10 protein-coding genes are annotated in these 9,679 nt (G+C 37.0%); 3 read left to right on the top strand and 7 right to left on the bottom strand.

Going from position 1 to position 9,679, the window contains the following annotated elements; genetic code table 11:
• Together AC075J_RS12780 and AC075J_RS12775 are read left to right on the top strand one after the other, a co-directional pair.
• Nucleotides 1-554: M56 family metallopeptidase (locus tag AC075J_RS12780; protein ID WP_476390391.1), on the top strand; the 554-nt coding region annotated here is incomplete at its 5' end.
• Nucleotides 551-1,387 (top strand): penicillin-binding transpeptidase domain-containing protein, encoded by an 837-nt coding sequence (locus AC075J_RS12775; protein ID WP_476390390.1) that lies wholly within the window; start codon nucleotides 551-553, stop codon nucleotides 1,385-1,387. The genes AC075J_RS12780 and AC075J_RS12775, both read left to right, overlap by 4 nt.
• Before the next feature lie 27 nt (nucleotides 1,388-1,414).
• Here AC075J_RS12775 and AC075J_RS12770 read toward each other — a convergent pair whose 3' ends face one another.
• From AC075J_RS12770 to AC075J_RS12750, 5 genes are all read right to left on the bottom strand, one after another.
• Nucleotides 1,415-2,662 carry a DUF6070 family protein gene (locus AC075J_RS12770; protein ID WP_055200787.1) on the bottom strand — a complete coding sequence of 416 codons (1,248 nt, stop codon included), beginning with the start codon at nucleotides 2,660-2,662 and terminating at the stop codon, nucleotides 1,415-1,417.
• The gene (locus tag AC075J_RS12765; RefSeq protein WP_055052404.1) at nucleotides 2,649-3,806 is read right to left on the bottom strand and encodes a DUF6070 family protein; all 1,158 of its coding nucleotides are present in this window, start codon (nucleotides 3,804-3,806) and stop codon (nucleotides 2,649-2,651) included. The genes AC075J_RS12770 and AC075J_RS12765 overlap by 14 nt, the downstream gene beginning before the upstream one ends.
• A gap of 40 nt (nucleotides 3,807-3,846) precedes the next feature.
• Nucleotides 3,847-5,949: a penicillin-binding transpeptidase domain-containing protein gene (locus AC075J_RS12760; protein ID WP_055200789.1), complete on the bottom strand. Its 2,103-nt coding sequence runs from the start codon at nucleotides 5,947-5,949 to the stop codon at nucleotides 3,847-3,849.
• Between the two features lie 713 nt (nucleotides 5,950-6,662).
• Complete coding sequence (locus AC075J_RS12755) at nucleotides 6,663-6,908, bottom strand: transposon-transfer assisting family protein (protein WP_008703846.1); 246 nt, start codon at nucleotides 6,906-6,908, stop codon at nucleotides 6,663-6,665.
• Nucleotides 6,905-7,036 (bottom strand): hypothetical protein, encoded by a 132-nt coding sequence (locus tag AC075J_RS12750; protein ID WP_008703848.1) that lies wholly within the window; start codon nucleotides 7,034-7,036, stop codon nucleotides 6,905-6,907. The genes AC075J_RS12755 and AC075J_RS12750 overlap by 4 nt, the downstream gene beginning before the upstream one ends.
• Nucleotides 7,037-7,155: 119 nt before the next feature.
• Between AC075J_RS12750 and AC075J_RS12745 the strand changes: the two genes are divergently transcribed.
• Entirely contained in the window at nucleotides 7,156-8,304 is a 1,149-nt protein-coding gene (locus AC075J_RS12745; RefSeq protein WP_055200791.1) for an SLC13 family permease, read from the top strand.
• 189 nt (nucleotides 8,305-8,493) lie between these two features.
• Here AC075J_RS12745 and AC075J_RS12740 read toward each other — a convergent pair whose 3' ends face one another.
• Together AC075J_RS12740 and AC075J_RS12735 are read right to left on the bottom strand one after the other, a co-directional pair.
• On the bottom strand, nucleotides 8,494-9,261 hold the full coding sequence (locus AC075J_RS12740) for a carboxymuconolactone decarboxylase family protein (protein WP_055200793.1): 768 nt from the start codon (nucleotides 9,259-9,261) through the stop codon (nucleotides 8,494-8,496).
• A 28-nt stretch (nucleotides 9,262-9,289) separates the two neighbouring features.
• Nucleotides 9,290-9,679, bottom strand: a 390-nt coding sequence (locus AC075J_RS12735; protein ID WP_476390389.1) for a flavodoxin, incomplete at its 5' end; no start/stop codon positions are given.

The following is a 9,679-nucleotide window of genomic DNA, read 5'->3' as shown; positions in this document are numbered from 1 at the left end:
GATCTGTACGTTCCATAAAAAGATCTGCTCTCCCGCTTCAAAATCAGCAGGTAAAAACTATTTATTCGAATTCTTTAAAGGAACTTAAAATCTCTCACCCAGTATCAGTCTACAGTACTGCATTTTTAAAATCACCAGTTTTAATCGGAATAATACATCCCAGAATTTACATTCCCATCCATTTAATTTCCGAACTGAATCCTGATGATATGCGTTTTATGCTGCTACACGAATTACAGCATTACCGTCACAAAGATACATTTATTGGCTTCCTCATGGTCATAAGTAATATACTCTACTGGTTTAACCCTTTTGTTTGGTACACTTTAAAAGAAATTCTCTGTGACCGTGAAATAGCCTGTGATTCTGCTGTATTGCAGATGATTTCTGCTGATGAATACCAAGCTTATGGAACTACACTGATTAATTTTGCAGAAAAAATATCCTCTTTTTCCTCTCCACTGGCAGTTGGAATGTCCGGAAATTTCAGGCAGATGAAACGACGTATTCTCAACATCGCCGTTTTTCAGAAGAAACTCTTTATCAAAAAATGAGAGCATTGATAATTTATCTGGTCATTAGTGCTGTTTTTATTGGATGTACACCCATTTTATTCGTTGATGCCTCTACTCAAAGCGTATATCATTTTAGTGATACAGACAAAAATATCTCCCTGTTAGATATATCCGAAACATTTGGAACATATGATGGATCATTTGTTTTGTATGACAATAATTTGGATTCCTGGAAAATATACGATCTTGAAGAAGCCACCAAACGTATTCCGCCAGAGTCTACCTACAAAATATACGATGCATTATTAGGGTTCGAATCCGGAATCATCACACCAGAACACTCTTCCATGACATGGAATGGTGATGCCTTTCCTTTTCCATCCTGGGAAGCTGATCAGGATTTAAACTCTGCTATGCAAAATTCCGTTAACTGGTATTTCCAGGCAATTGATTCGCAGCTCGGAATTAACAGAGTCCAGGAATTTTTGAATAAAATAGAATATGGAAACCAAACAACCAGTTCAAATCTGGATTTATACTGGTCCGATTTTTCATTAAAAATCTCGCCTTTAGAGCAAGTAACATTATTAAAAAAATTTAACACAAATGAATTCCATCTAAATTTCCAAAATGTATTTTCTGTTAAAAATGCTATAAAAATTGCCAGTACACCTAATGGTAATTTCTACGGAAAAACTGGAACCGGTCGTGTCAACGGACAGGATATCAACGGCTGGTTTATCGGATATGTAGAAACTTCCGATAACAGCTATTATTTTGCAACCAATATCCAAAGTGATTCTAATGCAACTGGCAAAAAAGCATTTGAAATCACTTCTGATATCTTAAAAAAATTACATATATGGAATTAACAAATATGAAAGGGCTGATAGTTGTTATCAGTTCTTTCTTTTTATTCTATATTGATATTTGGGAACTTCTTTCGTACCATTATTCAGAATTTTATTCCCCATATATTTAAAACTCTTATCATCGTTGAACTTAACAGTCAGCTCACTTGTAATAACGGCATCATTACATATAAATGTATCACATACAGCATCAACAACCAACACACTGTTTCCCTCTCCGCTATCTCTTATTTCAACGACCTCCGGTAAAGATGTTCCAAAATAAGTAGGGCTATAATTTAAACAGCCTAATCGTTCCCAGTCATAAGTTTGATGTTCCGAATCAAATACTGCCCATTTTTTAATTTGATCTGCTGTTATCGGCAAAAACTCCATTATCAGATTTTCAAACTCTTCTGCCGGAATTCCACTTGAGTTACCTGAAAACTCATATCTCTCCCCGTATTTCATTCGATATAAATATTCATATAAACCATTATAATCTAACCCTTCCATATCAGATCTATCCCAATCAGAACATAAAAGATTATTCCCCTGATATCCAAGCAAATACACACACCTCTTTGAAACTTCCCTGCATTCATCACTTAAAGGTTTAATTCTTATCATAGAACTGCCATCAACCGCTTCTGATACTTCCGGATACTTTGGAACGCATAGCGTATAACCAAACCAGCCTTTTTCTGTATATTTCCATTCTTCTATCCTTGTATACGAAACATATACAATAGATGGATTGTCGTTCATACCCCAAACAGCTTTCGCAGCCAACAAATACATATCTGTCCCATCATAATTGAATTTGAGTCTTTCTATCCCACCATCCCTGTTAATCCTATATAAGACGATATCTCCTGTCAGATCCTGTTCTGCCCTGAAAAGAAATTCTTCCATTTTAGAATAATTAGCCATATTTGAATACGGTGCTGATGTAATAACGGGGACATTTTTTTCCTTTAATACTTCCTGCATTTCTTCCATTACTGTCTCAGAAACTACTATATTCGATGAAGTCCCTTTATCCGCCTTTTGATAAATGACTTTCATCTGATTCATAACATTCTTACAATCTTCAATAGCTTCTTCTTTCACGACTTCATCTACTGGCAAATCATATCCTCTTTCTTGTACAGCATAATTCGCAGTTTCCTGTGAAATATATTCTAAATCAGCCCCTTTACATTTTGTATTTCCTATGAAAAAGCATCCCGAAATAAATAAAACGCTCATCATCTTTTTCAGTTTTCTTTTTGTAATCATATCAATTATCTCCATAACATTCCTCCCACTTTTCGTCTGATAATCTTTCTGTATACCAGGTAACCTCTATTTCTGACCTTGATACATAATTGGATACATATTGAAATCTATCTTTATCTAACAGCCGAATGGTTACGCTATGACAAAACGCCTGATCTAATTCTTTTTGTGGCCATACCGCATTTACTTCCAGTGTTATTGTTCCATCTTGATTTTCTATGTAGGAAACAACTTCCGGATATGGAATATATGGTGTGGGAGCAAAATCATATACGATTCCTCTGGTTCGATACCGATATGTCTGTGTTTCCGTGTGAAATACCGTTCCTGTCTGCAGTATCTCTGCGCTTATATTAAAATATTTTTGAAATATCGCTTCAAATGATTCTTTTGGGATTTCATAAGTCTTTCCTTCCTTAAATTCATCAGTTTTTTCTTCCATTGAAAGTAAACGGTCAAAAACATCATAAAAATTTATTCCATCATAATTTTTTTCACTCCAATTAGAAGTAAACAATTTATTAAGTGTATATCCAAAAGGAAGTATATATTTTCGATTCAGCTCCCTGCATTTTTTATTTAACGGCACTACCCGAAAGGCCCGATATCCAGACGGTCCATCATATCCAGCCGGATGATATTCTTCCATAAAGAAATACCCATTTTCTGTATATTTCCATGAATTAGCTCTAAACTCATGATAATATGTTTCCTGCCAAGTATCCTCTTTCCATTTAAAAGAGCTTACTTCAACGTCTATTTTCCCCTGTTTGGTTTTCAGATCATACCGAATAAAATGATCTCCTGCTATAACTTGAAATATAGTAGTTTTTCCATTTTTCTCTTTTTCTGCTTTTTTCAAAAAATCATCTACTTTAATACTTTGAACCATATCCAGCTGATTGTAGGAATCAATTACTGCATATCCATATTTTCCAAAATAATCCATACTTTTTTGTATTGTACTCAGCTCATATAGTGCATTTTCTTTCGCAGCATTCTCATATATGCTCTGATAGTCTTCTGCCAGCATTTCACACTCTCTGTAAATTTTTTCTTTCGTATCTTCAATTGTCTTTTTCTGCTCTTTCTTTATGCCACATCCACTACAGACAGCAAGAAAAATAACTCCCCAAAATATTTTCCAAATTTTTTTCATATCATTTTCCTCTTACATTTGTAATATTTAAAGGTAAAAATTATTCATTACCGAGATATTCATCCAGTATCGCCTTATCCTTTTCCACCACATAACCGCTTCCTCCAATATCTTTCACATTCTCTACCATACTGATGAGCAAAATAGGATTCTCTGTATCTCTATCTGTAGTAAAAACTGTAAACCAGCCAATTTCTGTTCCAGATGTATCTTCTTTTGTAGCTTTCAGTTCCGCTGTTCCGGTTTTTCCTGCTAATCTAATGTCTTCCCGGCATGCTCCATAACCAGTTCCTTCCGGGTTATTCACTACACCCTCTAACCCCTCCATAACCTCCGAAACAATTTGTGGTGAAAAAACATCTTTTATCCAGATTTCACTGGAAGTGCTTCCACCATCCGCGTGAAGATATGGCTTTATCATATTTCCATCATTTAGAAAAGCCGTATAAATGCTTGCAAGATGCAAAGGATTTACCAGAATCTGTCCCTGTCCATACCCACTGTCAGCAAGCTGGATTTCTGTTTCTATCTTGTCCATATTAGAATATTGGGACTCTGACATTTTAATATCAAATGGAAGTTCCTGATTAAATCCTATTTGATTTAGAGACTGCATCAGTTGATCCGCACCAATTTTTAATGCTGCTTTTGCAAAATAAATATTATCTGAATAAATAAGCGCATTTTTCAAGATTACAGGTTCATAATCATGAAGTGTAGTCACTGTATAATCTCCCCACGAAGAATCTTTCTGCCACGCCAGACCCTCATTTCCAAAATCGTCATTTGCAGTAAATGCCCCCACTTTTAATCCAATTGCAGCAATTACAGGTTTAAAAGTTGAGCCTGGACACCATGTCTGGCGAAAGCGGTTGTATAAAGGCCTGTCTTCATTTTCATTTAATGCACTCCACTGGCTATTGTCCATTCCACGTACAAAATCATTATTATCATAAGATGGCGTACTTACCAACGCCAGTACTTCCCCTGTATAAGGATTCAAGGCTACAGAACATCCTCTGTCTTCTTTAAATTGTTCATAAAGAGTACTTTGAAGATCGCCATCAATCGTAGTGTGGATATCTTCTCCATCTTTTTTAGGCTCATATGCAATGACACTTTTTTTATTTCCATTTGCATCTACAATACAGATCTCACATCCATCTGTCCCTTTTAATTCTTTTTCATAAAGCGTTTCCAGTCCCGTCTTTCCAATCACACTGTTTGTACGATACCCTTCCCCTTTATGTTCCTGCAAATCCTCGGCTGTAACCGCCTGTACATACCCTACCAGATGAGAGGCAGCTTCTTTTAGATAATAAGTTCGTACTTTTACATCAGATAACATAATACCTGGAATCTTCAATAATGTGTCCTGCTTTTCTTTTTCTTCCAGAACAGTTTCATCCGGATTCACTGTCAGAAGATCGACCTCTTGTATTTTAGGAATTGTTGCTACTGGTACAAAAGAATCTGCTTTTACCCAATCGGCTTTTAACTTATCCTCAATTTCGTCTGCTCCAATTCCAAGATACTCTGCCAGTTTTTTTATTGTATCTTCCCTGTTCTCCATTCTGCCCGGAACAATTCCTACCGAAGATGCAGTTCCCTCTCCAGCCAGCTGACGACCATTTCTGTCTAAAATATTTCCTCTTTTTGCCTCTTCTAACGTTACCTGAACTTTATCCGTTGCAGATAACTCTGGAAAAATCAACTGATCCTGCCAGATTAAATGATATCCTGTCCAGTCATGTGAAAATACCGCATTGTTGGTAAATTCTACATTTCCTGCAGCAGTCTGCATATTTATTGTATAGGAAACTGCCGCATTTCCGTTTTCTTTTCTTTTTACTGTAATATCGGTTATGGACAGATCAGACATCTCAATGCCTTCATATATTTTAGAATTTCGTTCTATAAATTCTTCCTTACTGTTCATGCTGCTTTTTTTCTGATCCAGCATGGCATACATTTGCTCATATTCCCCTTTTTCAATATATTTCATATATTCCATTAGTCTTTTTTCAGGAACATTACGATTCATTATTGTTACAATACCGATTCCACCACCAATCAATATACCGCTAAATAAAACTATTTTTGTGATAGTCTTCGTGTGTTTTTTTCTTTTCTTTTTTCTCATATAGTTTTATTTCTCCTTTTTTCGTATTTTCTTAAATATTACACTTGTAATATTTAAACGTCAAGCTTTTTCTTAGGTTTATATATGTAAGATTTGGATAAAAAAGAAAGGGCATCTCAAAACCTTCTTTGATAAAGAACTTTACGACACCCTGAGGTAATGGTTTCTCCGGATGTTTCCCAAACGCTATAATCACTCTCCAGAAGAACCAAAAACGATTTTTAATTTTCTCTCAGAAAAAAAGAACTACTCTAAATCTGCTGATCTTTGAAATAACCCTGCTCGTTTCTTATAATCACAAACATATTCAGGCAACACATTCTTTGCTGGCAGATTATTATAGCGGAAAACGCAACAAATCCCTTTATTAACTTTTGTTCTATATAATTCCTGTACCAATCCTATTGTTTCATCATCTGAACAAAAGCTCTTCGGAATCTCCTACAATCCCTGATAATAACGCAAATCTGTTTACTATGTCCTCTCTGTCAGTATACAAGCCAGCTAATCTCTTTATTATAGTATCTAAATACTTCTTCCCAATTCCACTACTCAAAATTTCTTCAGTCACTGTTTCTGCAGATGTGTTTTTATATCAGCCAGAGTTTCCCTGGCTGAATTCTTCCAATATATACCTGTTAACACTTCTCAATGCTGACACTTTTTCCTTCGCTTCTCATCTTTCACCTGCTATACTGCACTCTGGCTTGAATTCATTCCCCCTCTTCCAGTTCCGATTTATAATCTTCCAAGTCCATAAGAAAAGTCTCATAGCCTTCATCACTCATGCAGAACAGCTTTCTTAGGGTATTGCAGACAAGCACGATCATATCCGCATCCCCTTTTAGAAATGGAATGATATGGTCGATTGCTTCCATTGTGTCATTTCTGTTTCCTTTATCAAACATTGCCGTTACTGAACATTCGTCTGTATCAAAGTTCATTGCCAGATTCATCATAATTCTACATCCCCCTTCTTATGTGCTTTGGATTTTTCTACTTCTTTATTTTCCTGCTCCTGTGCTTTTGCCCTTGCCTGAAACTCTTTCAACGACTGCAGTACAGATTTTTTCAGTTCTCCTTTCATTATACAAGAATGAGGCGGTAATCGCAAACACAATCCACAATACAAAATGATGTTCTTTTTTTCTGGATATTTCTGTGATATACTTATACGCGGTCGTATCAGACCGGAAAGGAAATATTATGTTACAAAAATTATATGTTTTTTTCAGGAAAGAAACCGTTTTGTCAATTGCAGTGATCCTGGCGCTTCTTTCTATGTTCTGGGTCAGACCGGATAAGGCTTATTTTACTTATATCGATTTCAGGACTCTCGGGCTCCTCTTCTGTTTGATGGCAATTGTAGCTGGTTTGAAGGCTGTTGGTGTTTTTGATATACTTGCCAAAAAATTGCTGATGGGAACATCGGGAACTGTGGGTGTGATCAGGCTGTTGGTACTCTTATGTTTCTTCCTGTCAATAGTGATCACCAATGATGTGGCATTGATTACTTTTGTTCCTCTTGCACTGATCATTGTGCATAAACTGCCAAAGGAACTGGGCAATTACTGGCTTCTTAAAATAGTAGCCATGCAGACAATCGCTGCTAATCTCGGAAGCATGCTCACACCAATCGGAAATCCGCAGAACCTTTATCTATATGCCAGAGCAGGGATGTCCGCGGCAGAATTAATAACCCTGATGCTTCCCTATTCCGCCACAGCACTTATCCTTCTTCTGATATGGATACAGGTAGCCGCTGCCAAAGCACCTCACGTATGCGGTTCCGAAAAAGATAAAACTCTTTTGGGATTCTCTGACAGAAAAGAACTTAACATGGAATACCTGGCCGCTTACCTGATCTTATTTACAATCTGCCTGCTCACTGTTGCACGTATCATTCCATACCAGATTCCTCTTGTATTGGTTCTTATATATATGCTGCTAAGAAACAGGGAAAATATAAGCAGGGTGGATTACTCCCTGCTTGCCACCTTTATCGCATTATTTATTTTTATCGGCAACCTTGGAAGGATTTCGCAATTCAGCAGTTTTCTGGAAAGAATCATGGCAGGAAGGGAAACACTTACTGCTGTTCTTGCCAGTCAGATTATGAGCAATGTTCCCGCTGCGCTTCTTTTATCCGGCTTTACAGATAATTACCGGGCTTTAATTGTCGGAACCAATATTGGAGGTCTCGGCACTCTGATTGCATCCATGGCAAGCCTGATAAGTTTCAAATATATTGCAAAAGAAAACAGGAATCTGAGAGGGAAGTATTTGGGAATATTCACAGCCTCCAATATTATATTCATGATATTCATGTTAATATTGTATTTTTTTCTTAGATAAAGGTTTTCCCGGAATTACAAAAGCTATAGCAATTCTTTCTTCGCAAAAAATTCTCCGCGGCACTCTCCCATCCTGGAAGAAAAGCCGCGGAGAAATAAATATATTTTCGGTGCCAATACAAAGATCATTAATCTTTACACCACTTTACAACTTTCAAATTGTCTTATAAATATAGTTTTTTCAACCTTCCTATTTTAGTTTTCTATATTCTTCATCACTTACCGGTTCAAGCCATTCATTGGAACTATTTTCGCCCGGAACTTCTATTGCCAGATGTGAAAACCATTCATCCGGTGCGGCGCCATGCCAGTGTTTCACTTCTGCCGGAATATTGATGCAGTCGCCTGGCTTCATTTCTACAGCATCTTTCCCTTCTTCCTGATAATATCCTCTTCCGGCAACACATACCAGGATCTGTCCTCCCCCACTTTTTGCATGATGGATATGCCAGTTATTTCTGCATCCTGGTTCAAATGTCACATTGAAAATTCCAACCTGAGATGTAGAGATTGGTGCAAGAAAACTTCTGCCAGAAAAATACTGTGCAAAGCCATCGTTTGGTTCACCAATTGGAAATACCATCTCTTTTGCATGCGCCCGCATCGCTTCCTCTTCGTATGGCAAATCTCCTTCGCCTGTTTCCCACACTTCCTTTGCAAGATTGAAAACAGCCCATGCTTTTGGCCATCCTGCATAGAATGCGGCATGTGTGATCACTGCAGCAATCTCTTTTTGTGTCACACCATGATTTTTTGCATTTTGAAGATGATATTTTAAAGAAGAATCCGTAATTCCAGAAGCCATCAGCGCAACCACTGTGATAATACTTCTTGTTTTTACGTCGATATCCTGGTTATTCCAGTTTTCGCCGAAAAGTACATCATCGTTAAAATGTGCAAATTCCGGTGCGAATTCACCAAGTGTATTTCTTCCTGCTGTCTGTACTATTTTTCCCATATTCTGTATACCTCCATAACGCTGTTGTTTATAAAGAGTTTACCCATTCACTGATTTCCTGTTTTGTTCCACAATTTAACAGTCTGCCTTCTGTAATAACTGCGTCTGGTGCAGATGACTGCAATTCTTTCACAGTGTTCCCAAATCCACTTCCTCCGGATGTTGCAAAAAGCACAATCTTTTTACCACTGAAATCGTAAGCTTCTAAAAATGTATTGATGATTGTCGGAGCCACATACCACCAGATTGGGAATCCCAGAAGGATCTCGTCATAAGAACTCATATCCATCTCTTTTTTCATAATCGCCGGTCTATATTTTTTATCACTCATTTCCACACTGCTTCTGGATTTTTTATTCATCCAGTCAAGATCAAGCTTTGTATATGGAACTTTCGGCTCAATCTCAAACAAATCCGC

Source organism: Blautia sp. ZXY-1-C6, from assembly GCF_056339875.1.
The sequence above is the reverse complement of the archived record's forward strand: the minus strand, read 5'-3'. Positions and strand labels throughout refer to the sequence as shown.